Here is a 26,489-nt window from a genome sequence, read left to right as displayed (position 1 = left end):
ACACCTCGTTTTCTTTCATTTTTCTTATTATTAAGTATAACATGCGAAAAAACATTCTACAAACATAAGTTCGAACGAAAGGCAAATTTATGATACACTATAAGGAAGATATAGTGAGAAAGAAGGGTTCAAAATGAATGCAATTATTTATGCACGTGTGAGCACAACAAAAGAAGAACAAGAAACATCATTATTGCGTCAAAAAGATGAATTATTGCATTTAGCTGAGCGCTATCAAATGGATGTTACAAAGGTAATTGAGGAGCAGGCTAGCGGTTATACAATTGAACGTGATGGCATATTAGAAGTGCTAGATACAATTCGAGATGAACAAGTTGATGTACTACTTATACAAGATGAAACGCGTCTTGGTAGAGGAAATGCAAAGATTGCATTAATGCATTGTTTACATAAAGAGGGGATAAAAGTTTATACGCACACGCATAGTGGTGAATTACAGCTTTCAGATTCTGATTCGATGGTGCTAAATATAATAGGGATTGTTGAAGAGTATCAAAGAAAGATCCACAATTTAAAAATTAAACGTGGCATGCAAAGGGCGGTAGAGAAAGGATTTCGTCCAGAGAATAATTTGAAAAATCGTCATTTAAGTATAGGACGTGAGAAAAAAGAAGTGCCAATTGAGGAAATTGTACGTTTACGCCGGAATGAATTAACTTTTGAAGAAATTGCAGCAACACTTCGTGGTTTTGGTCATGATGTTTCAAAAGCAACTGTACATCGAAGGTATGTAGAATATACAAAGCAATTGCTTGATAAAGAGGACTAACTATTGTATGATAATAATCAGTTTTGAGTAGAAGGGGGATTCGAGATGCCAAGTCAAGAACTCATTGAACGCATTAACTTCTTAGCGAAAAAAGCAAAAGCTGAAGGCTTAACTGAAGAAGAACAACGTGAGCGCCAATCGCTACGTGAACAATATTTAAAAGGATTTCGTCAAAATATGTTAAACGAATTAAAAGGAATTAAAGTCGTTAACGAAGAAGGAACGGATGTTACACCGGCGAAATTAAAAGCTTTAAAAAAGAAAGAGAATGCAAAATTAAATTAAAAGATGGGCATAGCCCATCTTTTTTTATTTGTTAAATTCGTTATTTAATAACTTTCCAGTTGTGATTGACTGTTGCTTCTATCCTTTTGTGCTTCAATATATAGTTAGCGATAAGTTCAGACATATCTGTTGGTATGTCTTTTACTACTAGCTTATTTTGAAACATAAAGAAGTTCCCTCCGCCACTTGCGCGATAATTATTCATAACAACGTCATATTCTTCATTTATATTAAGGGGAGTACCTTTATACTGTAAAGATTCTACTCTCTCACCAATTGGTTTTGAAATGTTTAATACGTACGAAATCCCTTCCCACATATCGTAATTATAGTGTTGCGGCTTTGGTTCTATGTAGGTAGGGGTTACGATGATGGATCCATCGGCTTTTAATGTGAAATAAGAAGCAGAGAGTTCGAGAGCATCTTTTATATCCGCTCCGGTTATTCTAATTACTTTTAATGTATTTGGATAAATATAATTAGAAACGATGTCACGCATTGTTACATGTTTCGGGAAACCTGGAGATGTATTATGGAACAAACTTGTGCAAGAAATTGAAACATTAGCTATATCCATCTGTATTTTATTTATGAATTCAATAAAAGGATGGTCTTGCAAACGAGTTTGCATAGCATCTGAAATTTGCATGTCCCCATAGATTAGTCCAATAGGTTGATCAAGCCAATTTTGTGTTTTCTCCTCATAATCGGCAACCAAGGAAAGAACATCTTGGTCTGCCGCAATTCCTTGTACGGGCAATAACTCTGAATAACTCTCTTTTTTCACCCATTTTTGTTCTGCTTTTTCGAATGTTACTGTTACTTTTCCAACTGAGTGTCCATTGCATCCGGTCTGCAACATTGTTACACCATTAATCACGGTGTGAGCGATTTCTCGGTGTTGGTGGCCTGTTAGTAAAATATCTATGCCTTCAATTTCATGGCACATTGCATATCCTTGGTTTTCACCTGTTAAAACTTCAGTCGGTACCCCAGTTTGTAAATCGCGTTCAAATCCCCCGTGATAGGCTACGACTAGTAAATCTGGTTTCTCATGTTTACGGATGTAAGAAACCCATTTTTTTGTTGTTTCAAATGCATCTTCAAATTGTAAATCTTTAATATGATGTGCGTGTTCCCAATGGGGGATGTAATGCGTTGTCACCCCTAAAATAGCAATTTTTATATTTGATTCAATATGTTTTATTATATATGGTTTCCCGAAATAAGGTTCTTTTCTGTTTTTATCTAAAATGTTTGCTGATAGATAAGGGAAATTTGCAGTAGCCACAGCATTATTTAATATATCCATTCCATAATTAAATTCATGATTTCCGATAATTGCAATGTCATACTCTAAGTAGTTGGCTAATAAGGACATTGGGTTTTCCATATCTTTTTCGTATGTAGCGTAATGATAAGTAAATGGTGTTCCTTGAATGAAGTCCCCGTTATCAATTAAAAGAACGTTTGTGTTTTGAGAACGTTCTTTTTTTATAAGAGTGGAAATTTTAGCTAAACCAATGTCTGCTTGGGAGTTATCTTGATAGTGAATCGGATAAACAGTACCATGTATATCACTTGTTAATAAGATGTTTAAAGTTACAATTTGATTTTGATTCAACAGCATTCACCTTTTCTATTGTTATCTTCAGGTTAATCATATCAAAAATATGAAGAGAATTTTAATGCGAGTGTATAGAATGTGTAAAGATTCTGTAAATAGACAATTATTCGTGAAAATGTATGATATATTTCTTCATGTTTACGGAAGGTTATTTTATGACAATAGAAAATGGAGGCATTAACATGTTGAAAAAAGTTTTTGCAATGAGCACAACAGTTGTACTAGCAGCAGGATTATTAAGTGGCTGTGGAACGAAGGAATCAAGTGCAAGTAAAAATGAAGATACAAAAAAAGGATATGTACCGAAGACGTTAAATGTTCAATTTGTTCCTTCTCAAAATGCAGATACGTTAGAAGCTAAGGCAAAACCATTGGAAAAGTTATTAAGTGATAAATTAAACATTCCGGTAAAAGTTAGTATTTCAACAAATTACAATACAATTGTAGAAGCGATGGCGTCTAAGCAAGTAGATGTAGGTTTCTTACCCCCAACCGCGTATGTGTTAGCGCATGAGAAAAAGGCTGCAAACGTAATTTTACAGGCGCAACGTTTTGGAGTAGAGGATGAAACGGGGGCTCCTACAAAAGATTTAGTAGATTTTTATAAATCTGAATTTGTTGTTAAGAAAGATTCTAATATTAATAGTGTAAAAGATTTAAAAGGTAAAAAAATTGGTTATCAAGATGTAACATCATCAGCCGGGTATGTATGGCCGGCAGCGGTGCTGTTAAAAGAGGGAATCGATCCGTTGAAAGATGTGAAACCTGTTACATTAAAAGGTCACGATCAGTCCCTTATTGCTCTTTTAAATGGTGATGTAGATGCAGCTGTTGTATTCCAAGATGCGCGTAATATTGTTAAAAAAGATTATCCGAATATATTTGATCAAACGAAAATAGTGAAATTTACGGAGAAAATTCCAAACGATACAATTTCTGTACGTTCAGATTTAGATGCAGAGTGGAGCAAGAAATTGCAAGATGCTTTCATTGAAATTGGAGAGAATGAAGAAGGGCGCAAAATCATTAAAGAAGTATACTCGCATGAAGGATACGTTAAATCTGATGATAGTAAATTTGATATCGTTCGTGATTATGGAAAGAAAGTGAAAACACAATAATACATATGAAAATGGTGACTAACTGGAAAGTGTGTGGTTTCAGTTAGTTTGCCGTTTTGAATACATAGAAGGTAGGTAAGATGTGTGATAGAGTTTCGGAATGTCTCTAAAGTGTATCCGAATGGTACAAAAGGATTGAATAATATAAATTTAAAAATTCGAAAAGGTGAGTTTGTTGTAATGGTAGGGTTATCCGGGGCTGGAAAGTCTACACTTCTCAGATCGGTAAATCGCCTTCATGAGATTACGGAAGGTGAAATCATAATAGAAGGTGAGTCTATTACTGCTGCAAAAGGAAAAGGGTTACGACGTATGCGTCGAGATATTGGTATGATTTTTCAAAGCTTTAACCTTGTAAAGCGGTCAACGGTATTGAAGAATGTATTAGCTGGACGTGTTGGGTATCATTCGACACTGCGTACAACGTTAGGTCTATTTCCAAAAGAGGATTTGGAGCTCGCATTTCAATCGTTAAAAAGAGTGAATATTTTAGAAAAAGCATATGCACGGGCAGATGAATTATCAGGAGGACAACAGCAACGTGTATCGATTGCGAGAGCATTGGCGCAAGAAGCGAAAATTATATTGGCAGATGAACCTGTCGCGTCGTTAGATCCACTTACAACAAAGCAAGTGCTGGATGATTTGAAAAAAATTAACGAAGATTTTGGAATTACAACAATTGTAAACTTGCATTCTATTGATTTAGCTAGGCAATATGCTACACGCATTATTGGATTACATGCAGGTGAAATTGTTTTTGATGGATTGGTAGAAGAGGCAACAGATGAAAAATTTGCTGAAATTTATGGGGACGTAGCTCAGAAAAGCGAATTATTAGAGGTGGCAGCTAAATGAATGACGTGACGATATATTCGAAATCGATACCGAAGCCGCCGAGTAAATTGAAACATATGTTAACGGCTATTCTAGTTATTTTACTTTTGTGGGGAAGTAGTGTGCAGGTCGACGCATCATTTGCAAAACTAGTAGTTGGTTTTCCTAATATGATGGATTTGCTGAAAGAGATGGTGCCGCCAGATTGGAGCTATTTTCAAGTTATTACAACAGCAATGTTAGATACAATACGCATGGCAATTATTGGGACGACTTTAGGAGCGATTTTAGCTATTCCAATTGCACTATTTGCGGCAAGTAATGTGTTTACTAGCGCATTTTTGTACAGTCCAGCTCGATTGATTTTAAATTTTATCCGGACAATACCAGATTTATTATTAGCGGCAATTTTCGTAGCTATTTTTGGAATAGGACCACTTCCAGGTATTTTGGCGCTTACTTTTTTCTCGATTGGACTCGTGGCGAAATTGTTGTATGAGTCAATTGAATCAATTGACCCAGGTCCATTAGAAGCGATGACAGCGGTAGGAGCAAATAAGGTGCAATGGATTGTTTATGGGGTAATTCCGCAAGTAAAAGCGCACTTTGTCTCCTATGTCCTTTATACATTTGAGGTGAATGTGCGTGCAGCAGCTGTTCTAGGCTTAGTAGGAGCGGGTGGTATTGGATTGTATTACGATCGTACACTTGGATTTTTACAATATCAACAAACTGCTTCTATTATTATTTATACTCTTGTTGTTGTATTGCTAATTGATTATGTAAGTACATTGTTGCGGGAGAAATTATAATGAGTAAAACGACGATAATCGTACCGAAACCGAAGAAACCGAGTGTATATCGCTGGATTATTTTTATAGCACTTACAGTTATATATGTATGGGCCTTTTCAGGAGTCCCGCTAGAGGGAATAAAGGATACAGCGGGAGAAATTACAAAAGCAATTATGACAGGCGTACTGAACCCAGATTGGTCCTATGTATCTTTACCAGATGGTGAAGATTTGTTACATGGTTTAATTGATACATTGGCAATTGCGATATTAGGTACATTTATTTCTGCCTTTTTATCTGTTCCATTTGCTTTTTGGGCGGCAACGAATATGAGTAGTGGAAAATTAACTTCAGTAACTGGGAAATTTGTACTTAGTTTTGTTCGTACATTTCCTGAATTAGTTATGGCCCTTTTATTTATAAAAGCTGTCGGTCCAGGCTCTTTCGCCGGAGTTCTAGCTTTAGGATTACACTCTATCGGGATGTTAGGGAAACTATATTCGGAAGGAATTGAGAATATAGACAAGGGACCGACGGAAGCGTTAATCGCAACAGGTGCAAATCGGTTTCAAATACTTTGGTATGCAGTATTACCACAAGTGTTACCGGATTTTCTATCGTATACGTTATACAGATTCGAAATTAATGTACGATCCGCTGCGATTTTAGGTGTTATTGGAGCAGGTGGTATTGGTACTCCATTAATTTTTGCACTGAGTTCACGGAATTGGTCCCGCGTGGGAATTATTTTATTAGGCATCATTTTAATGGTAATTATAATTGATTTTATTTCAAGTTCGATTCGAAAACGGATTATTTAACGAATTTTAAAAGCATCGAAGTTAGATGCTTTTTTTGTATTTTTTTAGTGTTTATCAAAAAAGTTGGTATAGAAGAAGTTCATATATTTGTATAAATATACAGATAATTCCCTTTATTTTTAAAATAAAAACATTAAAAAAGTATGTCATATTGAATACCCATACATTACCGGAAACATTGGTTTTTTTATAAAAAATCAAAAAAACATCAACATATTTGCCGATACATGTTGTATAATCTTGCGTGGGAAGCTATCATATAAATGTATAAAACGTTTACTAACATACGCGAAGGGAAGAATAGCATGTCACATTCAATCGAACAACTTTCTATCAACACGATTCGCACATTATCCATTGATGCGATTGAAAAAGCAAATTCTGGTCACCCAGGAATGCCAATGGGTGCAGCACCAATGGCTTATACATTATGGACTCAATTTATGAAACACAATCCAAATAACCCAACGTGGTTTAACCGCGATCGTTTCGTATTATCTGCAGGTCATGGTTCAATGTTACTATACAGCCTACTTCATCTATCTGGTTATGACTTAACAATGGATGACTTAAAGAACTTCCGTCAATGGGGAAGCAAAACTCCAGGACATCCTGAGTATGGTCACACAGCAGGTATAGACGCAACAACTGGTCCACTTGGACAAGGTATTGCAACAGCTGTTGGTATGGCGATGGCTGAAAGACATTTAGCAGCAAAGTATAACCGTGATGCGTACAATGTAGTAGATCATCATACATACGCTATTTGTGGTGATGGCGATTTAATGGAAGGCGTTTCTGCTGAAGCATCTTCATTAGCTGCTCATTTACAATTAGGTCGTCTTGTTGTGCTTTACGATTCAAACGATATTTCATTAGATGGCGATTTAAATCGCTCATTCTCTGAAAGTGTAGAAGATCGTTACAAAGCATACGGCTGGCAAGTAATCCGTGTTGAGGATGGAAACGATATTGAAGCAATTGCAAAAGCAATTGAAGAAGCGAAAGCTGACGAAAAACGCCCAACGCTAATTGAAGTAAGAACGACAATTGGTTTCGGTTCTCCAAACAAATCAGGAAAATCAGCTTCACACGGTTCTCCACTTGGTGTAGACGAAACAAAATTAACGAAAGAAGCATATGCTTGGACTGCTGAACAAGATTTCCATGTAGCAGAAGAAGTATATGACAACTTCCGTAAAACGGTACAAGATGCTGGTGAGACTGCACAAGCTGCATGGAACACGATGCTCGGTGAATATGCACAAGCATATCCAGAATTAGCAAACGAGCTGCAAGCAGCAATGAATGGTCTTCTTCCAGAAGGTTGGGAACAAAGCTTACCAACTTATGAATTAGGATCAAAAGCAGCAACACGTAATTCTTCAGGTGCTGTAATTAATGCTATTGCAGAGTCTGTACCATCATTCTTTGGTGGATCAGCTGACCTTGCTGGTTCTAACAAAACATACATGAATAACGAAAAAGACTTCACAAGAGCTGATTACAGCGGTAAAAACATTTGGTACGGTGTTCGTGAGTTTGCGATGGGTGCAGCAATGAACGGTATTGCACTACATGGCGGTTTAAAAACTTACGGTGGTACGTTCTTCGTATTCTCTGACTACTTACGTCCAGCAATTCGTCTTGCAGCATTAATGCAATTGCCTGTAACGTATGTATTCACACACGACAGTATCGCTGTTGGTGAAGATGGTCCAACGCATGAGCCGGTTGAACAATTAGCAGCACTTCGTGCAATGCCAAACGTTTCTGTTATTCGTCCAGCTGACGGTAACGAATCTGTTGCAGCTTGGAGATTAGCTTTAGAATCTACAAAAACACCAACTGCATTAGTGTTAACTCGTCAAGATCTTCCGACATTAGAAGGTGCAAAAGACGATACTTATGAAAAAGTAGCAAAAGGTGCATATGTAGTTTCTGCAAGCAAGAAAGAAACGGCTGATGTAATCCTACTTGCAACTGGATCTGAAGTAAGCTTAGCAATCGAAGCGCAAAAAGCTTTAGCAGCAGACGGCGTTGATGCAGCTGTTGTTAGCATGCCATCTATGGATCGCTTTGAAGCTCAAACTGCTGAGTACAAAGAATCTGTACTACCAAAAGCAGTAACGAAACGTTTCGCAATTGAAATGGGTGCTACATTCGGATGGCACCGTTACGTAGGTCTTGATGGAGATGTACTAGGTATCGACACATTCGGTGCTTCTGCTCCTGGTGAGAAGATTATGGAAGAGTATGGATTTACTGTAGAGAACGTTGTTCACAAAGTAAAAGAAATGCTTTAATGATTTTAGAAAAATCTCTCCAGCATGGGGAGATTTTTCTATGTAATTGAGTTTTTTCGACAGGAAAAGTTTTTTCTCTCTCCGTAGTCAGACAATCATTGCAAATTTTTTCTTATATAATGTAGGGAAAAGGTTGTCCAGATCGGGAGGGAAAAAATGAAAACGTATGAATTGTATTTAATTCAAGAGGATATTGCGAAAGCTTACTTTGGTCGTGAATATTTGTTTTTTGATTTATTTGCTCGATTTTCAGAATCTGGGTCCCTTTCGGAGAAGAAAGTATTATATAAACAAATGACGTATATTACGATGCCATTACAAGTAATGAAACTTCATCATAAATTAGAACAAGCTTTGCATGTTCTTGGCAAATATGAAAGAACACATCATACTCATACGCTCTATACAGGAGCCGAATATGGCGAAATAATGGTGAAACCACAATATATTCGAATGAATACTTCTGGAAATGTATCCATGGAAACAACTTTCTTTGAGGTGCTTAGAAAGTGTGAGTTAACATTTTTAGCGATGGATTATGAAAATAAAAAGTACGGATGGTTAAATCCTCTCAAACAAGTACGAACATATGTGTAAAAAATGTCGAATAGTATCTTGTCTTATTGAAAAGGTTTTAGTACACTGTAAGGTAGACAACATGAAGGAGGAAAAGATATGCCAATGTGGTTAGGTATTCTAGTGGGCGTAGTAGCACTAGTAGCAGGCGTGGCGTTAGGATTTTTCATTGCCCGCAAATATATGATGAATTACTTACAAAAAAATCCACCAATTAACGAACAAATGTTAAAAATGATGATGATGCAAATGGGACAAAAACCTTCCCAAAAGAAAATCAATCAAATGATGAGCGCGATGAATAAGCAACAAACAAAATAAGCGCCAAAGGGCACTCTTACCGAGTGCCCTTTTCTTTTGGATATAAAAGATATTTAAAACTTTTAAAAATTCTGCATTTTTGATAAACTGAAAATATCGCTCATTTTAAGGGAGGAGGATAAATATGAAAGTATTTTTTAATTTAGCTTGGTTTTTTAAACAAGAAAAACGAGCGTACATAATTGGAATTATTATGTTATTTGGTGTCGCGCTTCTTGAACTTGTAGCGCCAAGGGTACTAGGAATTGTAGTAGATGAAATTAATAATGGAACATTAACATCTGAAAAATTGTTGAACTGGGTTATTCTATTAGTAGTTGTAGGAATGACGATGTATATATTACGTTACTTATGGCGTATTATGATTTTTGGATCTTCTTTAAAACTAGCTCGTCAATTGCGAAAGAATTTATATGAACATTTTACAAAGATGAGCCCATCCTTTTATCAATCACGTCGTACGGGCGATTTGATGGCACATGCGACAAATGATATTCAGGCGATTCAGCAAACTGCTGGGTCAGGTGTGTTAACACTCGTTGATTCATTAGCTGTTGGAGGATGTGTACTCGTAGCGATGGGGTTTACAATTAGCTGGAAGTTAACGTTATTAAGTTTAATTCCGATGCCAATTGTAGCTATTTCTACAAATTATTATGGAACTTTATTGCATAGAAGATTTCATAAAGCGCAGCAATCGTTTTCTGAAATCAATGATAAAGTACAAGAAAGTATGAGTGGGATGAAGGTAATTCGCTCACTTGGACAAGAGAAAGAGGATTTACAAGCGTTTCGGAAAAAATCGGAAGATGTCGTACATAAAAATATGTTAGTTGCACGTATTGACTCGTTATTCGATCCAACGATTTCCTTAATTGTCGGATTTTCATTTTTAATCGCAATTTGTTACGGATCATTATTAGTCGTACGGGGTGAATTAACTGTAGGGGAATTGGTAACATTTACAACATACTTAGGGACTCTTGTATGGCCAATGTTAGCTTTTGGATGGCTATTTAATATTATGGAGCGTGGACGTGCTTCGTATGATCGTGTGGAGAAAATACTTTCACAAACTTCGGATGTAGTGAATAAGGAAAATGCTATACATGCTATAGCAAGTGGTGATGTCTCGTTTGCTGTTGATTCGTTTTCTTATAAAAAGAATGAACTATTAAACTTAAAAGATATTTACTTTAATTTAAGAAAAGGTGAAACGTTAGGAATTGTCGGGCGTACCGGTGCAGGGAAGACGACGTTATTAAAATGTTTAATTCGCGAGTATGACCACTTTAATGGTGAATTAAAAGTTGGTGAGCGGGATATTCGAGATTTAACACTTCACGGTGTACGCTCTGCAATTTCATACGTACCGCAAGATCATTTTTTATTTTCAGCGAGTATTGGGGAGAACATTGCTTTTGGAAAGGCCGATGCTACATATAAAGAAATTAGCAGGGCTGCTGAGATTGCTTGTATTCATAATGATATTATTCAATTTTCGGAAGGATATGACACGGTAGTAGGTGAAAGAGGGGTTTCGCTATCAGGAGGCCAAAAACAGCGGATTTCAATTGCACGTGCGTTATTAACGAATGCTGAAATTTTAATTTTAGATGATTGTTTATCAGCTGTAGATGCAAAAACAGAAGAAACTATATTAACTGCATTGAAACGAGAAAGAGCAGAAAAAACGACGATTATTACTGCGCACCGTTTAAGTGCGATTCAGCATGCAAATCTTATTCTTGTTATTGATGAAGGTAAGGTTATGCAGCGAGGAACACATGAACAACTAATGAACGAAAATGGTTGGTATAAAGAAATGTATGAAAGCCAGCAGTTAGAGGCGTTGGTAGAGAAAGGAGGCGTATGATGGCTGAGAAAAAGCGGAGTGATTTAAGGAGATTGCTTTCTTATATGAGACCATATAAAGGATTATTAGCATTAGCATTTTTATTTCTAGTTGGCGCAACTGTAACTGAAATGATGGGTCCTTTTTTAATTAAACAATTTCTTGATGAACACTTAGTACCACGTAACTTTGAACAATCAGCACTTGTAACTCTATTTGTAGTGTATATTATTGCTCACTTATTAAAAGTATTATTTACGTATTTAGACTTATTGTACTTTCAAAATATCGCTTTTAAGATTGTTCAAGATATGCGAGTTGAAGTGTATGACCATGTTCAAAAATTGTCATTAAGTTTCTTTGATCGTACGCCGATTGGTACACTTGTATCTCGTATAACGAATGATACGGAAGCGATTAAGGATTTTTATGTTAGTGTACTATCAACATTCGTGAAAAATGTAGTCTTTTTAGTGGGGATTTTAGTAGCGATGTTTTTACTAGATGTAAAATTAGCGCTATTCTCTCTCATATTAATTCCAATTATGTTTGCGATTATGGTGCTGTATCGACGGAAAAGTGCAGCTTTTTATTTAGAGGTACGTAATCAACTGAGTGTATTAAATGCAAAGTTAAATGAGTCCATTCAAGGGATGAATATTGTTCAAGTGTTCCGGCAAGAAAAGCGGATGAGAAAAGAGTTTGAAGAAGTGAACAACAAGCATTATAGTGCTGGACGTCGTACATTGAAATTAGATGCATTACTTTTACGTCCAGCAACAGATCTTGTTCATATTGTAGCAATTGCGTTAGTTCTTGGTTTATTTGGAATTGACGCTTTAAAGAGTCCTGTTGAAGTAGGGGTTTTATATGCTTTCGTTAACTATATTCATCGTTTCTTCCAGCCGGTAAATGAGATGATGATGAAACTATCTTTCTTCCAACAAGCGCTCGTTTCATCATCGCGTGTATTTCATTTAATGGACGATAAAGATTTAGCTCCTGTTCAAATGGGGAGTGAAAATCCACGAGTAGTTAACGGGGAAATTCAGTTTAAAGATGTTACTTTTTCATATGATGGAAAGCGTGACGTTTTAAAAAATGTATCTTTTCACGTAAAGCCAGGACAAACGGTTGCTTTCGTTGGACACACTGGTAGTGGTAAGAGTACAATTATGAATTTATTAATGAGATTTTACAATATTAAATCAGGTAATATTGTAATAGACGGAGTGGGTTTAGAGAAGTTTGAAGAACAAGAAATTCGAAAGAAAATTGGTCTTGTGCTGCAAGATGCATTTTTATTTGCTGGAAATGTAAAGCAAAACATTCGTATGTATAATGAAGAGATAACGGATGAAGAGATAGAAGAAGCAGCGCGATTTGTGCAAGCGAATACGTTTATTGAAAAATTATCGGAGCAGTATGATACAGAAGTTGTCGAGAGAGGAGCTGCGTTTTCTAGTGGTCAAAGGCAATTAATTGCTTTTGCTAGAACGATAGCAACTAATCCGAAAGTATTAGTGTTAGATGAAGCGACGGCAAATATTGATACAGAAACAGAGGAGGCGATCCAAACGGCATTGCAGCAAATGCGAAAAGGTAGAACAACGATAGCGATTGCACACAGATTGTCTACAATCCAAGATGCGGATCAAATATTTGTTATGCATGAAGGGGAAATCATAGAAAGAGGAACACATCAAGAATTGCTTAGTGAACAAGGACTTTACTACAATATGTACTTACTACAAAATAAAGGGAGTTTGCAACAGGCCTTGTAATTATAAGGTCTGTTTTTAATTCATTGAAGTAGTAAAAGTATGCAATGAAATTTCTTGTGGACAATAAAGTGGTATTTTGCTTAAGGTGCTTTTTTATGAAAAATATATAATTTTTACAAAGTATATATTGATAACATAGTATAATGTATTTGATATATATTTAAAAATAATCGGAAATGAAATAAAGGAGTAATAATATGGAGTATGTGCTAATAGGTGGGATTTTAATATTATTAGCTGTAGTGTTTGTACTGTTTTATAAAAATAAACAGTTAGAATCAGAGAGTCAGCAAGTAGAGTTTGAAAAGAAACAAGCGATTGAAACGTATGAAAATGAGATTGCAGCTACGATTACAGGGCATAAAGAACAACAGGATACTTTAAAGAATATGGAACAGAAAAAATATAATGATTTACAAGTGAATACAGCTAGAGAACTTGAAAATATGCGTATGATGAAAAATCAATTGGCTGTTCAACATAGTAAAGAACGTAGTGAAATGCAAGATAAGCATAGTAGTGAAATACATATGTTTCAAAATTTAATTGCGGATTTACGAGAATATACCAAAAATGGTGCTGAAGTGAATGCGCATGAAACATTACATTATATGAAGCGAGGTTTCGTTGAGCAAGGAATAATACTAGAAGAAGAGTTTCATATTATACCGAACGTTTTTATGATGCGCAATAAATATAGAGATAAACGTGACATAAATGATAATCGAATCCATCACCTCATCTTATGTAAAACTGGCATTTATCTACTTGAGACGAAAGAATGGACGGGGACATTAATTCATGGTTTAACGAGAGAAAATGCTGGTGTATGTTCATTTATGATGGAGGAAATTGGTAAGTATCAACATGAAATTGAAAAAGAAGAGACGTTTGAATTTATTACGGAGGGAACTTCATTAACTATGCAAGTAAGAAATGAAGGGAATCCAGCGTATAAAGCGAAAATACTATCTCAAACTTTATATAATTGTTTGGAAGAGATGCAAGTAGATATTGTAAAGGAAAAAGTAAAACCGATTGTATATTTTGAAAATGAAAGTGGAAAAGAAGTTATTGATCTTTCTAATGAAGAATTGCCGAGATTTAAAGATAGAGAGCAAATTGTAACGTTTTTCAGAAATGAAGTTTTAACAAGTAAAGTAATATATACAGCACGAGAACTACAAAAGCTTAGAGATATGATTGGCCAGATGAATTATGTTGCGAAGTGAAAAATAAAGTAGGGGTGTTGAATGAATGGAGAAAGGTAAAAGGTAAAAGCGCTATATTGAGGGAAGAAGCTATATCTTTTATAGCTTCTTTTTTATTGTTTAATTTGTTTTAGAAGGGGCATGAATTGTTGAATGGAATAAGGAATGAAAGCGGAGGTGATGCATATATTTAGAGGCATTGGGTAGTTTTTTATAATTTTGTATAAAATGAAAAGGAGGTAGGGCGGTGAAAGCGATACCGACTGATGTCCTGAGTAAGGAATTGATGGAAAGAGAAGGGGTTATATCTATTACAGTGATGGAATTTGAAAAGATAGAAGTGGCCGGAGTAGTTGTTTCTGGTCCGGCTGTTATTTTGATTAATCAAGAGTAAGTATATAGTATCAATATAGAAAAGTAGAAAGAGCATCCATTTAGGGTGCTTTTTGTTTGTATAGAAGTGCGCATATGATAGATAATTGGAGGGGGAATATGTGGCAATTATTATGACACCGATACTAGCTGGATGTATGTATGTTGTTAGTAGAGTAAAGAAAACTATTAATATATTTTACGAATGAATTATGTAAGTAATTCATATTTCCCATATAAAAAGATTTGCTTTAATATAATGAGTGTAAAGTTCGAGTATTCGAAGTATTACTTGAATTATATCCCTATCCCTTTTCTAAAAATGCGAACAAGTTTTGTCCTATTCTATTCAATAGTTTATTGTATAGAAATATATTGTTCGATGACCATTATGGAACGCACATAATGGGTAAATCCCGATCCTTAAAGAGGATGCCCCTAATCTTCATGTGAAAATATGATCGGATAAGAAAGCTGGCCAATTTATGGTCAGCTTTCTTTTTGTTCAAAGAGTAATTCTTCTTTAATTTCTGTTTGCAATAATAAAGTTTTTCCAAAGCGGCGTTTGCATTCAGCCCGTACTTTTTGGATTGCTAGTAGCTGAGAAGTAGCAGGCACTGTGACAATGGCTTGCCGAGGTTTTCGGTTTTCTTCACAAAAGACACACTCCACAACATATTTAGAAATCATAATTTCATCCTTCCATATTGAATTTCTAAGAAGGGACTGCTCATGAAGTTGATGTAAACTTTCGTCATCTTTTTACTTTTTTCCTCTTTTTTCAAGGATAAATATAAAAAAGATAGAAATTTAGTATGGGGAGATAGGATGAAAAGATGGATTGGTACGGCAGCTATATGTATGAATGAAAAGAATGAATTTCTAATGGTATTACAAGGAAAAGTAAATGAAGAGAAGCGATGGTCTGTGCCGAGCGGAGGACAAGAAGAGGGAGAAGAGCTTGAAGGGTGTTGTGTTCGTGAAGTATGGGAAGAAACCGGTTATGAAGTGGAAGTTATAGACAAGCTATGTGAAAAAAAGGGGATAACATATGGGGTACCAGTTCAGGTGTATTACTATATGGTAAAGTTAATAGGCGGTAACATGAAAATACAAGCCCCTGATGAGTTAATACATGAAATAGATGAAGTGAAAAAATTATCTTTATCGTTTCCGGAAGGTTATGATCTGTTATATAAATATGCAAATAAAAAAGAAGTGTTTAAACACTTTCTTTTTTATTGTATCCAAGATAAGAAAAGCGGAACGATAACTAAACTAGCTCCAGCTGTTAAAAGCATTGATAAACTTGCAATTGTACCTTCTACAGGACCGATTTCAAATGCTTTTGATGTTCCGGTTCCATTCGCGCTAGTACCTAGCATTATTCCTTTTGCAAGCGCTGTTTTAATACGGCATATGCGTATGAGCGTAGGACCGAGTAATGCTCCAGTTAAGGCAGTTAATACGACGAAAACGGCTGTTAATTGTGACATGCCGCCAATCATTTCTGAAATAGCCATTGCAATAGGTGTTGTTACAATGTGTGGTGCTAAACTTTGTTCTATTGTAGAGTCAATTTGAAAAAAATCAGCTAATAGTGCGGAAGTAATAACCGATAGAAATGAACCAACAATGACATTAATTAAAATGGCCGTTCCATGTTTTTTTAATAGATCAAAGTGTTTATAGATTGGCCACGCGAAAGCAACCGTTGCAGGTTTCAATAATTCTGTTAGCCAATGACTACCAGATTCGTAGGTTTCGTATGGTGTATCTAATCCGAGTAGTAAAGCAATTAAAATGATTGGGCATACAAGAAGGGGAGAAAGTAAGCTCCAATTCCAGCGTTGATACATTTTTTTAGATACCCAATATGTGAATAGTGTTAATAGTAAACAAAGAAAGCCGATCATTGTGTGGATCCTTTCCGCTTTAATAGCAATTCTGTTAAAAGTCCTGTTACGAGAGTGACACAAAGTGTACTAATCACGATAATTAAAATGAGATCGATTCCATATTGTGATAATGTATCTTTGTAACGAATGACAGCGACTGCAGAAGGGATGAAAAATAAAATAAGTTCTTTTAATAAAAAGTCTGCACCGTCTTGTATCCATTCTTTTTTCACTATGTTAAATTTTAATGAGATTAATAATAAAAAAATACCGATTATACTTCCTGGAACTGGGAGGTGTGCCTGTTTTGAAATCCATTCACCTGTCCAAGCGAAACAAAATAATAATAAAATTTGTCCGCTTAACTTCCACCATTTCATACAGTAACCACCTTTTTGTTTTTTTACATAAAAATTGTAAAAAATAATTCGCAATTTCTACTATACGTTCATTCGAAATATTTGTCTAATATATAAATTATATGTTATTAATATATTAGATGTATTAATCGAAAATGAAAAGGGTGTCCAAAATGGAATTACGGCATTTGCAATATTTTGTTGTAGTGGCAGAGGAATTGCACTTTGGACGAGCAGCTGCTCGTTTACAAATGACACAACCCCCGCTTAGTCAACAAATTCAGCAATTAGAAAAAGAAATGGAAGTTATGTTATTTTCAAGAACGAAGAGAAAGGTTGAATTAACAGAAGCGGGAGAAATGTTTTTAAAAGAAGTAAAAAAAGCGTTTGAACAAATTGAAAAAGCAGTAGAAGTCGCACAAAGTGCTCAAAGGGGAGAAGTGGGATCACTTTCAATTGGTTTTGTAGGTGCGGCGATATATGATATTTTACCGTCAATCGTCAGGGAGTATAGAAAGAAATTTCCAAGAGTGTCTGTTGCATTACATGAATTGTCAACACCGGATCAGGTGCATGCACTTCATGATAATCGAATTGATATTGGATTTTTACGTCCGCCAATTCCAACGCAATTACTTGAGTTAGAACCAATTCAAAAACTTTCGTGTACGTTATGTTTACCGAAGGCACATCCACTTGCTGAAAAGGACGAAATACATATCGAAGATTTAAGGGATGAACCTTTCGTATTTATTACGAGACCAGTATGGCCAGCGTTATACGATACAATTTTATCGCTTTGCCGCGATGTAGGTTTTAGTCCGCATATTGTACAAGAAGCAACGGAGTATCAAACTGTCATGGGGCTTGTAGCAGCAGGTATTGGAATTACAGTAATACCTGTATCCGCAAATAAATTGTATAAAACAGAAGTTGTATATAAAGAGTTATGTGATTCTAATTTTGTTGCAGAAATGTCAGTGGCTTATAAAAAAATGAATAACAATCCAGAGTTGTTAGAGTTTTTGAAAATTGCAAGAGAGAAGAAACGAATAGAAATAGGAGATGAGAAGGACGAGTAGTAATCGTGACGAAAAAGCGATTTAATTTATATATATAAAAGTACACCTTGTTAAAAAATAAAGAGGAAAGGCATTTGAGTTGCCTTTCCTCTTTATTGTTCTTTTTTTAGCTCGATACTAAATAGATAAACGTGTTCGTTTTCTTTTAAGAGTAACTCAATGCCTGGTTCTTCATCAATTGTAGGAACACTTAAAGTATCTTTACTTGTTTTTATTACAGCGGCTAAAATCGTTTTTTGATTGTATTTTACGTTTTTAGTAGATTGAATTGTAGTGGTTGCAGAACTATTTATGCTTGGAGGAGCTACTGCAGGAACAAGTGTTGAACCACCTTCGATATTAATGTACCATTGACCTTTTTCTTGTACATCTTTATCAAATTGGAAATATGGTGGTATGAAAGAAAGCCTTATTTTATTTTTTAAAAAATGTGATGAAGCTATGTTAGCAATCTCTTTCACTTTTTTACCATTTTGATAATATTCAATCGTAGCATGTAGTTCATCTTTATTATTCTTGACTGTAACATCATAAAACATTCTATTTCCTTCTTGTATAGGAGTCATTTGTAAAATATCAGATTGTTCTTTTGTTAACTTGTATGGTTTAACAGTGGCATCTTCGTTGTTTTTTAGTGGGCTACAACTAGTGAAAAGTAACAAAGAAAGAATAAACAGTAATTTTACACGCATATAACCCCTCCCTTTTTTTGTAATTATAGTATGTAAATAGTGTTATTTCCATTTTTATTTCTAGGACTAAAGGCTTAGTAAAAATTCCGATTGAAGTGCGATGTTTAAAATGTCATATTTTTATACACTAGTAGTATAGAATGCGTATGTTATGAAGTAAGGTAGGGGAAGGGATCTATGTCTTTATGTCGGTTAGCGAGAAAAAATATACAAACATTTGCTACCAAAAGGTTAAAACAATTTACGTGGATTGCTATGAATACAATGATTTGTTTTTTTATGATATCATTCCGATTCAATGAAGTTGTAATAAGTAAAGCGGGATATACACTTATATTTGTAAAGTGGTTTTATGCTATGTTTCTATTTGTAGTTTTTGTATGTATTTTCATTACTTATAAAATGACAGCCTCTTTTTTACAGGTAAGAAGAGAGGAGTTTAAATCGTACGAAGTAGTGAATATGACGAGAAAGGAAATGTTATGTTTATTGTGTCATGAGCAATTATTAATTTACGGAGGAGCTTTCGTTTTCGGATTAATTCATGGTATGTTATTTTTGAAATTATTTATTATTATTTTTATGAAAGCAGTAGGAATCCAAGGAGTAACAAATGCACCGATTACGACGTATGCGATAATGGTAACAGCAGTTGTTATGATAACCGTCATTATAGTATCAATGTGGCAATGTTGTAGGTTTATACAAAGGTTAAAGGGTGAAAAGTCATATGAAACAAGGAAAAAGGCATGAGAAATCATGGCTTTTTCTTCATTTTACACATGTTATTAATCATGATACAGTGGGAAGAACTGAAAAAAAGAGTTAAGAAGAAAGGTTGTATGGAATGATAAATGAGCAAGCGATCGTAAAAGTTGATCGATTAACAAAGCGAATTGGTTCAAAGACGTTAGTAGAAAATATTAGTTTTGAAGTGAAAAAAGGTGAAGTAGTTGGCTTATTAGGACCAAATGGTGCTGGAAAAACGACATTAATGCGAATGATGGTCGGAATGATTCGTATGACAGAAGGAGAAGTATGGATTGATGGTCAATCTGTAAAACAGCAATTTGAAAAAACTGCTGCGAAAATTGGCGCTGTAATTGAGACACCAGAATTCTATCCTTTCTTAAGCGGCTATGAAAATTTAACATATTTCGGACGAATGAATGGAAATGTAACTGAAGAGCGTATCGATGAAGTTGTGCAACTATTAGGAATGGGACAAGTGATTGACCGTAAAGTAAAAGCATATTCACTCGGTATGAGACAACGTTTAGGAATTGCTCAGGCGCTTATACATAATCCAGATGTATTAATACTAGACGAACCAACGAACGGATTAGATCCTAGTGGTATACATGAAATGCGGATGTACATAAAGAAAATTGCACATGAACAAGGAAAAGCTGTTCTTGTCTCTAGTCACTTACTCTCAGAAGTTGAATTAATGTGTGACAGGGTTATTATTATTCAGCACGGAGAATATGTCGCAACACAAAATATTCAAAGTGATCAAAAGGAAGAAACAGAAGAAATACATATCCGTGTAGATGATGCGAATAAAGCGGCAGAGGTTTTAGAATACGATGTTTTAGTAAAAGAAAACGAATTAATTATAAACGTGAAAGATGAAGAAATTCCAAATATTCTTCGTACATTGATGGAGAAAAATATTCAAGTTTATCGTGTATATGAAGAAAGAAAAACGCTAGAAGAGAAGTTTTTAGAATTAACAGGGGGAAAAGATATTGTTTAATTTAGTTTATAACGAGCTGTATAAAATATTTAAGCGAAAGCGAACGATTATTCCTTTTGCAGCTATTGCGGTATTAATTATTGGGTTAGGATGGGTTACGGTAAAGTATTTAGAGCCAGAAACAAAAGGGTGGAAAGCGGATTATACAGAACGCACTGTAGAAATTGAGAAAAAGCTCGGCATGAAAAAAGAGGATATTTTAACAGAAAAGTCAGGAGACGAGCTTGTAAAGGAATACCAGCTTAAAATGAAGCATTTAGATACGAATACAGCGCCAGCAAGTAGTTCTCCACTTTCTTTCATGAGAGATACTGGTTTTATTGTTTTTCCTATTTTACTTCCGTTTATTCTCGTATATGCGAGTACAATTTTTGCGAATGAATATAGCTGGGGAACATATAAATTTTTAACGATTCGTCCGGCGAGCCGATTTAAAATTTTAACATCTAAGTTTTTGGCAATCGTTATATTTTCGGCATTATTATTTATATTTAATATGATTTTTTCCGTATTATGTGGGCTAATTATTTATAAATTCCAACAACCAGCTTGGACTGAATTTGTCGTTCAAAACGGAAATATAATAAAACAAAATATTTTCGTAGAAGCAAGTAAATATTATATTTTATCGTGGCTACCAACTCTGGTGTATGCTGCATTTGCATTTATGATTTCTGTTTTAACGAGATCGAGCGGAGGTGCAATCGGGATTTCTCTATTTCTTGCATTATCAGGGGGAATAGCGCTAATTCCGGCAGCAAGATATGAATGGGCGAAATATTTATTACCAGCGAATACAGATTTATATGGGCTTTCAAAGGGCGGGAGCTTTATTGATGGAGTAACATTCCCATTCGCTTCTTGTATGCTTCTTCTATACTTAGCTGTATTTTTAGGGGTGTCCTATACTGTATTTATAAAACGAGATTTAACAGCATAAGCAAAAGCCGTTAAGGGTAACTTAACGGCTTTTTGTTTGTGATAATTGATGAATAGCTTCTTCGGCTAATAAGGCGAAATACTCCGCGCTAATAGGTAATGCTTCTTCATCTACTGTAAAAGCTGGATGATGCCATTCATGTGTACCGCTTGTTCCCATAAAGACGAATGAACCTGGTATTTCTTGTTGGTAAAAAGAAAAGTCTTCTCCTGCCATTGATGGTGTAGGAGAGATAACGTTTAGATTCATTTTCTCTGCAATCTGAATAGAAAAATCAGTGAGTACTTTATCGTTTTGAACAGCAGGAGGACCTGGGTAAAATCGAAATTCTGTTTTTACACCTAGTGCATCAGAAATGCCTTTAATGATACGTTCCATTAATGCCGGAATCTTTTCACGTGTTTTAGCTTGGAATGTACGGACAGTTCCTTCTAATATTGCTTTTTCGGGAATAACGTTCCACGTATTCCCTGAATGAATGTTTGTTACACTTACGACAGCGTTATGAGAAGAACTAATATTTCGGCTTACAATTGTTTGAAGTGCCATAACGATTTGAGATGATGCAACGATAGGATCGACGCCGGCATCAGGCACAGCTGCATGTGTTCCAACACCATGAATTTCAATTTCAAATCGATCTACTCCAGCCATTAGTGGACCGTCTTTAATACCGATTGTACCTACTGGTAAATCGGGCTTATTATGCATACCAAAAACGGCTTGCACATTCTTTAAATGTCCAGCTTCAACAACTTTACATGCTCCGTTTCCACTTTCTTCAGCAGCTTGGAATATAAAACGCACAGTTCCGTTAAGAGAAGCTTCTTTTTCTTTTAATAAGTAAGCCGCACCCAATATAGCAGCTGTATGAAAATCATGCCCACAAGCATGCATTTTACCTTGTATTTTTGAAGTGTATGGAAGGTCTGTTTCTTCTTGGATAGGAAGGGCATCTATATCAGCACGAAGCGCTACCACCGGTCCGTTTTTATTACCAGAAATTTCAGCGATAATTCCTGTTTCTAAACTGGAATCAATAATAGTAATATTAGCTTCTTTTAACCAATTTTTTATTGCTTTTGTTGTTTCAAATTCTTCGTACGATAGTTCTGGGTATTCGTGTAAATGGCGACGAATAGAAATAAGTTTTTCTGTTAATTGATTTGGAATGGATGCCACTTATTATCCCCTCTTTCTTAAGTGAAATATTTGTATTCATTATATAACACAATAATAAAAGAGAGGATTTTCAAATGAAAATCCTCTCTCGTTTATGCTGCAACTTTTTTATGAGCATGCTGTTTTTTATAACGTCCACGCATTGCATATGCAATTTGCGGGATTGCAATACCGATTAAAATAAGTGATACACCGACCCATTGTGAAGATAGTACAGCTTCTTTTAAAACGAATACAGACATAATTGTTGTAACTGGCAGTTCTGCTGCACCAAGAATAGTTGCTAAGCCAGATCCGATTTTTGGAATACCGATTGTAAAGGCAATGGACGGAATAACGATACTAAATATTCCTAATCCTAAGCCGTATTTCCAAAGGCCTTGAGAAATTGCTCCGTTAAAAATAAATGTTGGCGGGAATACGATCATGACTAAAGTTAAAGCGCCAGCCATTAAAAGGACACCGCGTGGTAACGAAGGTACTTCAACGGCAACTTTACCACTTACGAAAATGTATGTTGCAAATGTAATAGCAGATAATAAGCCTAAAATGATTCCAGTCGTATCGAAATCACCAGCTGATGTTTCTAATAACCCACTTGATAAAAATGTACCTGCAAGTAAGATGATTACTGAAATAACTTTTTCTCTTGAAGGTAATGTTTTCGTTGTAATTGCTTCAATGATAATTCCAACCCAAACGAATTGGAATAAAAGTATAATTGCAATAGAAGCTGGTACAGTTTTTAAAGAAGCGTAATAAAAAATTCCAGTAAAACTTGCAGACGTACCTGCGACGAATAAAATTAACATTTGTTTTAGTGGAACACGATGTCTAGAAAATAGAAGTGTAATAGCAAGTAAAATAATCCAACCGAACAAATACTGGCTACCAATTACCTCTCCAAGTGAAAATCCTTCTGCATATGCAAGTTTAACAAAAATAGCTAAAACCCCATAACTACACGCTCCTAATAAAACTAAAAGAGAATAACGAAGCATGAAAAATTCCTCCCATCTATATGAAATTGTTCCGTAACGGACATATATAACTAGAGGGAAGTATACAAAATTAAAAATGAAGGGTCAAATGAAAGAAAAGTGCGAAATTTTATAGAATAATAATAAAAGTATGATATTTATGCATAATCTTGAAATTAATAATAATTAAAGTATTGTAAAATCAGCTTTACGTTGTATAAAGACAGCATTTGAAAAAAATTTTTAGGCTTAATATGTGTGAAGTTAATTGTAATGTGCTAATGATTTGAGAAACTGTGGAACCTTTGTTATGTTAGTAACAATGAGAAAGAGTTTCATAATTCAATTGAGATTTTTCTATATAATAGAAGGGAATGAAAACGTTTTATTAGAAACTGTGTGAAAGGGTAGTTTTTCTTATTGTCACGTTGGAAAAGTGAATTCATGAAATGTCCATAGTATTTTCAATTGTTTTTGCTACAATATGGAGGAGGAGAGGAGTGGAATAATGCAAGATATTAGTATTTTTTTAGCGTTTGGAGCTGGGTTCTTATCATTTATATCCCCATGTTGCTTACCGCTTTATCCAGCATTTTTATCATACATAACAGGTATGTCGGTTTCTGAATTGAAAGAAGAAAATGCAATGCTTCGCAAAAGAAGTATGATACATACAGCGTTTTTCTTACTTGGATTTTCGATTATATTTATCGCAATTGGATTTGGTACAAGTTTTATCGGAGGAATTTTTACGGATTATAAAGATTTAATTAGACAGCTAGGTGGTATATTTATCATCGTGTTCGGTCTTATTATTGTCGGTGTATTTAAGCCGAAGTTTTTAATGCAAGATCGTAAATTTACTTTTAAAAACCGTCCGAGTGGTTATTTTGGTTCAGTTCTAATTGGATTAGCATTTGCCGCTGGATGGACACCTTGTACGGGGCCTATATTAGTGTCTGTAATTGGATTAGCTGCAACAAATCCAGAATCGGCAATGATTTATATGATTGCTTACATACTTGGATTTGCGATTCCCTTTTTCGTACTTTCATTCTTTATTACGAAAATGTCTTGGATTAAAAGAAATAGTATGGCGTTCATGAAAGTCGGAGGATACATAATGATCGTTATGGGGATCTTCCTATACTTTAATTGGATGACGAAAATTATCGTATATTTCTCAAGTTTATTTGGTGGATTTACCGGTTTTTAGTATTATTCTGTGAAAATGTTGGAAATACTAACGGAAAAGCATATAATGAAATTATATTTTGCATATAGCCACAAAAAAGGATGAGAAAATATGAACATAGTTTTGTTATCAAGTATCGTTGCTGTTTGTATGGCTGTCGGTGCGATGTTTATTCGTTTAAAAGCAGCTAAGAAACCTGCAACATTGAAAAAAATTATACTTCCGCCATTTTTCATGAGCACAGGAGCATTGATGTATGTTTTTCCTGAATTTCGATTAACTCCAGCAGAAATGTTAGAATCGATTGTCGTTGGTCTATTTTTCTCCATTTTTCTTATTAAAACATCTAAATTTGAAATACGCGGACAAGAGATTTATTTGAAGCGTTCAAAAGCATTTGTATTTATTTTAATTGGATTACTTGTAGTGCGTATCGTGTTTAAAACATACTTAAGCCAATCTCTTGATTTAGGACAACTTAGCGGTATGTTCTTCTTACTTGCGTTTGCAATGATTGTTTCATGGAGAATTGCAATGTACCGTTCCTTTACGAAATTACAGAAGGAAATGGAAAAAGAAGATGGTTTTTATAATGAGAAAGATATGAAGCTAACTTAAAAACTGTATATGTATAAAATAAAAAGACAGCGTCAAAGACGCTGTCTTTTTATTGGTATTGTTAACATCTTCTGTCCCAACCACGACGTATAAAACGTTTACCATTGATGTTAACTTGTTGAAAATAGGGAAAAAAATGAAGATTATTTTGCAAGTAAAGTTTTATAATTCGAATAATCAATCTCTTTTTCTTGCAATTTTTTAACTAAAAATTTATGATCACGCTTTGGTGTGGCAATAATATATCCTTTAATAATTAAATCTTGTGTGATTTGGGAGGCATTTTCTTGTAAGGCAAGCTCTCCAATTTTGCCAGCAATTTTTGATTTAGCAACATCGCGAAATAGTTCTGGAACAGGACTTACGAGCTCTTCTAACAATTGTTTTTGCTCGTCAGCCCATAAATGTCTCGTTTTATTTATGTAGTGTGCTTCCCAATCTAAAATAGACATACCGTCTTCTTTTGGTAATCGTTTTAAAAATTTTCTGAACATAAAGTATCCACCGATAGACATAAGCCCTAATAAAATGACAGTCCATAATACAATGAACCAACTGAACCATCCTTCGAGCAAGCGTACCCCCCCTTAATGATTGTGGTTTTCTTTTATTCATATTATAAACAGTGAGATTCATAGAAAGCAAGAACGCTTGGTCATTTTGACCAAGCGTTGTGATTTAAACGAAGTATAGTTGTTCAACGCGTAAAATATCATTGTCATCTTCTACGTATTCAATGATAAGTGTGCCAACTTTACGATCTTTATCTTCGGTTGTGAAAATAGAGTAAGAAGTAAAACGTGTTGTTGATAAGCCGCTTATATGTGTAGGTAAAGAAATGTAGTCGTTATCGCGGAAGAATTCCATCAGTTCAATATCTTCAAATTCTTTTCGGTCAACTTGTTTATTTGTATAGCGGCGTTGAAGTTGTTTTAACGATGCATTCCAGGAAATTGCTTTTGTGTCGTATACCATTGTTCTATCTCCTTACTGTATGTAATCATTAAGAACATACGTTCCAGATTAGTATACTCTTTTTATTAGAAAAGGGAAAGCAAAAAATAATGTAAGCTTGGATTTCCAA

28 protein-coding genes and 2 pseudogenes are annotated in these 26,489 nt (G+C 35.0%); 21 read left to right on the top strand and 9 right to left on the bottom strand.

The features are described 5' to 3' along the window. Positions 1-133 precede the first annotated feature (133 nt). Together JTF23_RS10425 and JTF23_RS10420 are read left to right on the top strand one after the other, a co-directional pair. Positions 134-790, top strand: coding sequence for a YneB family resolvase-like protein (locus tag JTF23_RS10425; RefSeq protein ID WP_002111214.1), 657 nt, complete (start codon positions 134-136; stop codon positions 788-790). A gap of 45 nt (positions 791-835) precedes the next feature. After that, positions 836-1,075, top strand: a complete 240-nt coding sequence (locus JTF23_RS10420; RefSeq protein WP_204208688.1) for a DUF896 domain-containing protein — start codon at positions 836-838, stop codon at positions 1,073-1,075. Between the two features lie 40 nt (positions 1,076-1,115). Here JTF23_RS10420 and JTF23_RS10415 read toward each other — a convergent pair whose 3' ends face one another. Then, positions 1,116-2,699 carry a bifunctional metallophosphatase/5'-nucleotidase gene (locus JTF23_RS10415; RefSeq protein WP_204208687.1) on the bottom strand — a complete coding sequence of 528 codons (1,584 nt, stop codon included), beginning with the start codon at positions 2,697-2,699 and terminating at the stop codon, positions 1,116-1,118. Between the two features lie 185 nt (positions 2,700-2,884). Here JTF23_RS10415 and JTF23_RS10410 point away from each other — a divergent pair, with 185 nt between their 5' ends. From JTF23_RS10410 to JTF23_RS10360, 11 genes are all read left to right on the top strand, one after another. Then, the gene (locus JTF23_RS10410) at positions 2,885-3,823 is read left to right on the top strand and encodes a phosphate/phosphite/phosphonate ABC transporter substrate-binding protein (protein WP_204208686.1); all 939 of its coding nucleotides are present in this window, start codon (positions 2,885-2,887) and stop codon (positions 3,821-3,823) included. An 84-nt stretch (positions 3,824-3,907) separates the two neighbouring features. Continuing rightward, positions 3,908-4,681 (top strand): phosphonate ABC transporter ATP-binding protein, encoded by a 774-nt coding sequence (gene phnC / locus JTF23_RS10405; protein WP_204208685.1) that lies wholly within the window; start codon positions 3,908-3,910, stop codon positions 4,679-4,681. Continuing rightward, positions 4,678-5,472 (top strand): phosphonate ABC transporter, permease protein PhnE, encoded by a 795-nt coding sequence (gene phnE, locus JTF23_RS10400; RefSeq protein WP_002160868.1) that lies wholly within the window; start codon positions 4,678-4,680, stop codon positions 5,470-5,472. The genes phnC and phnE (JTF23_RS10400) overlap by 4 nt, the downstream gene beginning before the upstream one ends. Then, entirely contained in the window at positions 5,472-6,275 is an 804-nt protein-coding gene (phnE, locus tag JTF23_RS10395) for a phosphonate ABC transporter, permease protein PhnE (protein WP_002160869.1), read from the top strand. Before phnE (JTF23_RS10400) ends, phnE (JTF23_RS10395) begins: the two co-directional genes overlap by 1 nt. Before the next feature lie 305 nt (positions 6,276-6,580). Continuing rightward, positions 6,581-8,581 (top strand): transketolase, encoded by a 2,001-nt coding sequence (gene tkt, locus JTF23_RS10390; RefSeq protein WP_204208684.1) that lies wholly within the window; start codon positions 6,581-6,583, stop codon positions 8,579-8,581. A 156-nt stretch (positions 8,582-8,737) separates the two neighbouring features. Next, positions 8,738-9,178, top strand: a complete 441-nt coding sequence (gene sirA, locus JTF23_RS10385; RefSeq protein ID WP_002160871.1) for a sporulation inhibitor of replication protein SirA — start codon at positions 8,738-8,740, stop codon at positions 9,176-9,178. Positions 9,179-9,256: 78 nt separating this feature from the next. Further along, positions 9,257-9,478 (top strand): YneF family protein, encoded by a 222-nt coding sequence (locus tag JTF23_RS10380; protein WP_001132292.1) that lies wholly within the window; start codon positions 9,257-9,259, stop codon positions 9,476-9,478. 124 nt (positions 9,479-9,602) lie between these two features. After that, complete coding sequence (locus JTF23_RS10375; RefSeq protein WP_002160872.1) at positions 9,603-11,354, top strand: ABC transporter transmembrane domain-containing protein; 1,752 nt, start codon at positions 9,603-9,605, stop codon at positions 11,352-11,354. Then, on the top strand, positions 11,354-13,117 hold the full coding sequence (locus tag JTF23_RS10370) for an ABC transporter ATP-binding protein (RefSeq protein ID WP_016105862.1): 1,764 nt from the start codon (positions 11,354-11,356) through the stop codon (positions 13,115-13,117). Before JTF23_RS10375 ends, JTF23_RS10370 begins: the two co-directional genes overlap by 1 nt. 197 nt (positions 13,118-13,314) lie before the next feature. Then, the gene (locus JTF23_RS10365) at positions 13,315-14,349 is read left to right on the top strand and encodes a nuclease-related domain-containing protein (RefSeq protein ID WP_016105861.1); all 1,035 of its coding nucleotides are present in this window, start codon (positions 13,315-13,317) and stop codon (positions 14,347-14,349) included. 226 nt (positions 14,350-14,575) lie between these two features. Beyond that, positions 14,576-14,722: a BC1881 family protein gene (locus JTF23_RS10360; protein ID WP_002111200.1), complete on the top strand. Its 147-nt coding sequence runs from the start codon at positions 14,576-14,578 to the stop codon at positions 14,720-14,722. A gap of 467 nt (positions 14,723-15,189) precedes the next feature. Here JTF23_RS10360 and JTF23_RS10355 read toward each other — a convergent pair whose 3' ends face one another. After that, positions 15,190-15,390: a DUF3903 domain-containing protein gene (locus JTF23_RS10355; protein ID WP_002121502.1), complete on the bottom strand. Its 201-nt coding sequence runs from the start codon at positions 15,388-15,390 to the stop codon at positions 15,190-15,192. A 138-nt stretch (positions 15,391-15,528) separates the two neighbouring features. Here JTF23_RS10355 and JTF23_RS10350 point away from each other — a divergent pair. Further along, positions 15,529-15,915, top strand: a pseudogene (locus JTF23_RS10350) (NUDIX hydrolase); the annotation flags it as partial. A 23-nt stretch (positions 15,916-15,938) separates the two neighbouring features. Here JTF23_RS10350 and JTF23_RS10345 read toward each other — a convergent pair. Together JTF23_RS10345 and JTF23_RS10340 are read right to left on the bottom strand one after the other, a co-directional pair. After that, on the bottom strand, positions 15,939-16,616 hold the full coding sequence (locus JTF23_RS10345; RefSeq protein ID WP_016105859.1) for an LrgB family protein: 678 nt from the start codon (positions 16,614-16,616) through the stop codon (positions 15,939-15,941). Then, on the bottom strand, positions 16,613-16,978 hold the full coding sequence (locus JTF23_RS10340) for a CidA/LrgA family holin-like protein (protein WP_002111194.1): 366 nt from the start codon (positions 16,976-16,978) through the stop codon (positions 16,613-16,615). The genes JTF23_RS10345 and JTF23_RS10340 overlap by 4 nt, the downstream gene beginning before the upstream one ends. 152 nt (positions 16,979-17,130) lie before the next feature. Here JTF23_RS10340 and alsR point away from each other — a divergent pair, with 152 nt between their 5' ends. After that, a complete protein-coding gene (gene alsR, locus JTF23_RS10335; protein WP_002160879.1) occupies positions 17,131-18,039 on the top strand; it encodes an acetoin biosynthesis transcriptional regulator AlsR in 909 nt (302 codons plus the stop codon). Positions 18,040-18,131: 92 nt separating this feature from the next. On the opposite strand, the gene JTF23_RS10330 is transcribed toward alsR, so the two are convergent. Then, positions 18,132-18,731: a hypothetical protein gene (locus JTF23_RS10330; protein WP_016105858.1), complete on the bottom strand. Its 600-nt coding sequence runs from the start codon at positions 18,729-18,731 to the stop codon at positions 18,132-18,134. A gap of 177 nt (positions 18,732-18,908) precedes the next feature. On the opposite strand from JTF23_RS10330, the gene JTF23_RS10325 reads away from it, so the two are divergent. The 3 genes from JTF23_RS10325 to JTF23_RS10315 all read left to right on the top strand — a co-directional run bounded on the left by JTF23_RS10325 (position 18,909) and on the right by JTF23_RS10315 (position 21,430). Then, the gene (locus JTF23_RS10325) at positions 18,909-19,484 is read left to right on the top strand and encodes an FtsX-like permease family protein (protein WP_016105857.1); all 576 of its coding nucleotides are present in this window, start codon (positions 18,909-18,911) and stop codon (positions 19,482-19,484) included. Between the two features lie 94 nt (positions 19,485-19,578). Then, entirely contained in the window at positions 19,579-20,490 is a 912-nt protein-coding gene (locus tag JTF23_RS10320) for an ABC transporter ATP-binding protein (protein WP_016105856.1), read from the top strand. After that, the gene (locus tag JTF23_RS10315) at positions 20,483-21,430 is read left to right on the top strand and encodes an ABC transporter permease (protein ID WP_002111190.1); all 948 of its coding nucleotides are present in this window, start codon (positions 20,483-20,485) and stop codon (positions 21,428-21,430) included. Before JTF23_RS10320 ends, JTF23_RS10315 begins: the two co-directional genes overlap by 8 nt. Positions 21,431-21,451: 21 nt before the next feature. Here JTF23_RS10315 and JTF23_RS10310 read toward each other — a convergent pair whose 3' ends face one another. Both JTF23_RS10310 and JTF23_RS10305 read right to left on the bottom strand, forming a co-directional pair. After that, positions 21,452-22,612, bottom strand: a complete 1,161-nt coding sequence (locus JTF23_RS10310; RefSeq protein WP_002111189.1) for a M20 peptidase aminoacylase family protein — start codon at positions 22,610-22,612, stop codon at positions 21,452-21,454. A 92-nt stretch (positions 22,613-22,704) separates the two neighbouring features. Then, a complete protein-coding gene (locus tag JTF23_RS10305; RefSeq protein ID WP_204208683.1) occupies positions 22,705-23,613 on the bottom strand; it encodes an EamA family transporter in 909 nt (302 codons plus the stop codon). A 319-nt stretch (positions 23,614-23,932) separates the two neighbouring features. Here JTF23_RS10305 and JTF23_RS28200 point away from each other — a divergent pair. The 3 genes and pseudogenes from JTF23_RS28200 to JTF23_RS10295 all read left to right on the top strand — a co-directional run bounded on the left by JTF23_RS28200 (position 23,933) and on the right by JTF23_RS10295 (position 25,405). After that, positions 23,933-24,040: pseudogene (locus tag JTF23_RS28200) on the top strand (peptidase T). A 60-nt stretch (positions 24,041-24,100) separates the two neighbouring features. After that, on the top strand, positions 24,101-24,808 hold the full coding sequence (gene ccdA, locus JTF23_RS10300) for a cytochrome c-type biogenesis protein CcdA (RefSeq protein ID WP_001152675.1): 708 nt from the start codon (positions 24,101-24,103) through the stop codon (positions 24,806-24,808). Between the two features lie 90 nt (positions 24,809-24,898). Next, positions 24,899-25,405 carry a CcdC family protein gene (locus JTF23_RS10295; protein ID WP_204208682.1) on the top strand — a complete coding sequence of 169 codons (507 nt, stop codon included), beginning with the start codon at positions 24,899-24,901 and terminating at the stop codon, positions 25,403-25,405. 143 nt (positions 25,406-25,548) lie between these two features. On the opposite strand, the gene JTF23_RS10290 is transcribed toward JTF23_RS10295, so the two are convergent. Both JTF23_RS10290 and JTF23_RS10285 read right to left on the bottom strand, forming a co-directional pair. Then, complete coding sequence (locus JTF23_RS10290) at positions 25,549-25,980, bottom strand: DUF2621 domain-containing protein (protein ID WP_002121475.1); 432 nt, start codon at positions 25,978-25,980, stop codon at positions 25,549-25,551. Positions 25,981-26,083: 103 nt separating this feature from the next. Then, positions 26,084-26,380 carry a hypothetical protein gene (locus JTF23_RS10285; RefSeq protein ID WP_204208681.1) on the bottom strand — a complete coding sequence of 99 codons (297 nt, stop codon included), beginning with the start codon at positions 26,378-26,380 and terminating at the stop codon, positions 26,084-26,086. Positions 26,381-26,489: the final 109 nt, after the last annotated feature.

The organism is Bacillus sp. RIT 809, from assembly GCF_016892495.1.
Classification (GTDB): domain Bacteria; phylum Bacillota; class Bacilli; order Bacillales; family Bacillaceae_G; genus Bacillus_A; species Bacillus_A cereus_U.
The sequence above is the reverse complement of the archived record's forward strand: the minus strand, read 5'-3'. Positions and strand labels throughout refer to the sequence as shown.

What these genes read in the sequence shown, in the direction of transcription:
- ccdA (WP_001152675.1), top strand. Translation starts at nt 24,101, where the DNA reads ATGCAAGATATTAGTATTTTTTTAGCGTTTGGAGCTGGGTTCTTATCA.
- JTF23_RS10325 (WP_016105857.1), top strand. Translation starts at nt 18,909, where the DNA reads ATGTCTTTATGTCGGTTAGCGAGAAAAAATATACAAACATTTGCTACC.
- JTF23_RS10410 (WP_204208686.1), top strand. Translation starts at nt 2,885, where the DNA reads ATGTTGAAAAAAGTTTTTGCAATGAGCACAACAGTTGTACTAGCAGCA.
- JTF23_RS10355 (WP_002121502.1), bottom strand. Translation starts at nt 15,390, where the DNA reads ATGATTTCTAAATATGTTGTGGAGTGTGTCTTTTGTGAAGAAAACCGA.
- phnE (WP_002160869.1), top strand. Translation starts at nt 5,472, where the DNA reads ATGAGTAAAACGACGATAATCGTACCGAAACCGAAGAAACCGAGTGTA.
- alsR (WP_002160879.1), top strand. Translation starts at nt 17,131, where the DNA reads ATGGAATTACGGCATTTGCAATATTTTGTTGTAGTGGCAGAGGAATTG.
- JTF23_RS10340 (WP_002111194.1), bottom strand. Translation starts at nt 16,978, where the DNA reads ATGAAATGGTGGAAGTTAAGCGGACAAATTTTATTATTATTTTGTTTC.
- JTF23_RS10370 (WP_016105862.1), top strand. Translation starts at nt 11,354, where the DNA reads ATGGCTGAGAAAAAGCGGAGTGATTTAAGGAGATTGCTTTCTTATATG.
- JTF23_RS10295 (WP_204208682.1), top strand. Translation starts at nt 24,899, where the DNA reads ATGAACATAGTTTTGTTATCAAGTATCGTTGCTGTTTGTATGGCTGTC.
- phnE (WP_002160868.1), top strand. Translation starts at nt 4,678, where the DNA reads ATGAATGACGTGACGATATATTCGAAATCGATACCGAAGCCGCCGAGT.
- JTF23_RS10380 (WP_001132292.1), top strand. Translation starts at nt 9,257, where the DNA reads ATGCCAATGTGGTTAGGTATTCTAGTGGGCGTAGTAGCACTAGTAGCA.
- JTF23_RS10375 (WP_002160872.1), top strand. Translation starts at nt 9,603, where the DNA reads ATGAAAGTATTTTTTAATTTAGCTTGGTTTTTTAAACAAGAAAAACGA.
- JTF23_RS10425 (WP_002111214.1), top strand. Translation starts at nt 134, where the DNA reads ATGAATGCAATTATTTATGCACGTGTGAGCACAACAAAAGAAGAACAA.
- JTF23_RS10330 (WP_016105858.1), bottom strand. Translation starts at nt 18,731, where the DNA reads ATGCGTGTAAAATTACTGTTTATTCTTTCTTTGTTACTTTTCACTAGT.
- sirA (WP_002160871.1), top strand. Translation starts at nt 8,738, where the DNA reads ATGAAAACGTATGAATTGTATTTAATTCAAGAGGATATTGCGAAAGCT.
- tkt (WP_204208684.1), top strand. Translation starts at nt 6,581, where the DNA reads ATGTCACATTCAATCGAACAACTTTCTATCAACACGATTCGCACATTA.
- JTF23_RS10420 (WP_204208688.1), top strand. Translation starts at nt 836, where the DNA reads ATGCCAAGTCAAGAACTCATTGAACGCATTAACTTCTTAGCGAAAAAA.
- JTF23_RS10285 (WP_204208681.1), bottom strand. Translation starts at nt 26,380, where the DNA reads ATGGTATACGACACAAAAGCAATTTCCTGGAATGCATCGTTAAAACAA.
- JTF23_RS10345 (WP_016105859.1), bottom strand. Translation starts at nt 16,616, where the DNA reads ATGATCGGCTTTCTTTGTTTACTATTAACACTATTCACATATTGGGTA.
- JTF23_RS10320 (WP_016105856.1), top strand. Translation starts at nt 19,579, where the DNA reads ATGATAAATGAGCAAGCGATCGTAAAAGTTGATCGATTAACAAAGCGA.
- JTF23_RS10365 (WP_016105861.1), top strand. Translation starts at nt 13,315, where the DNA reads ATGGAGTATGTGCTAATAGGTGGGATTTTAATATTATTAGCTGTAGTG.
- JTF23_RS10305 (WP_204208683.1), bottom strand. Translation starts at nt 23,613, where the DNA reads ATGCTTCGTTATTCTCTTTTAGTTTTATTAGGAGCGTGTAGTTATGGG.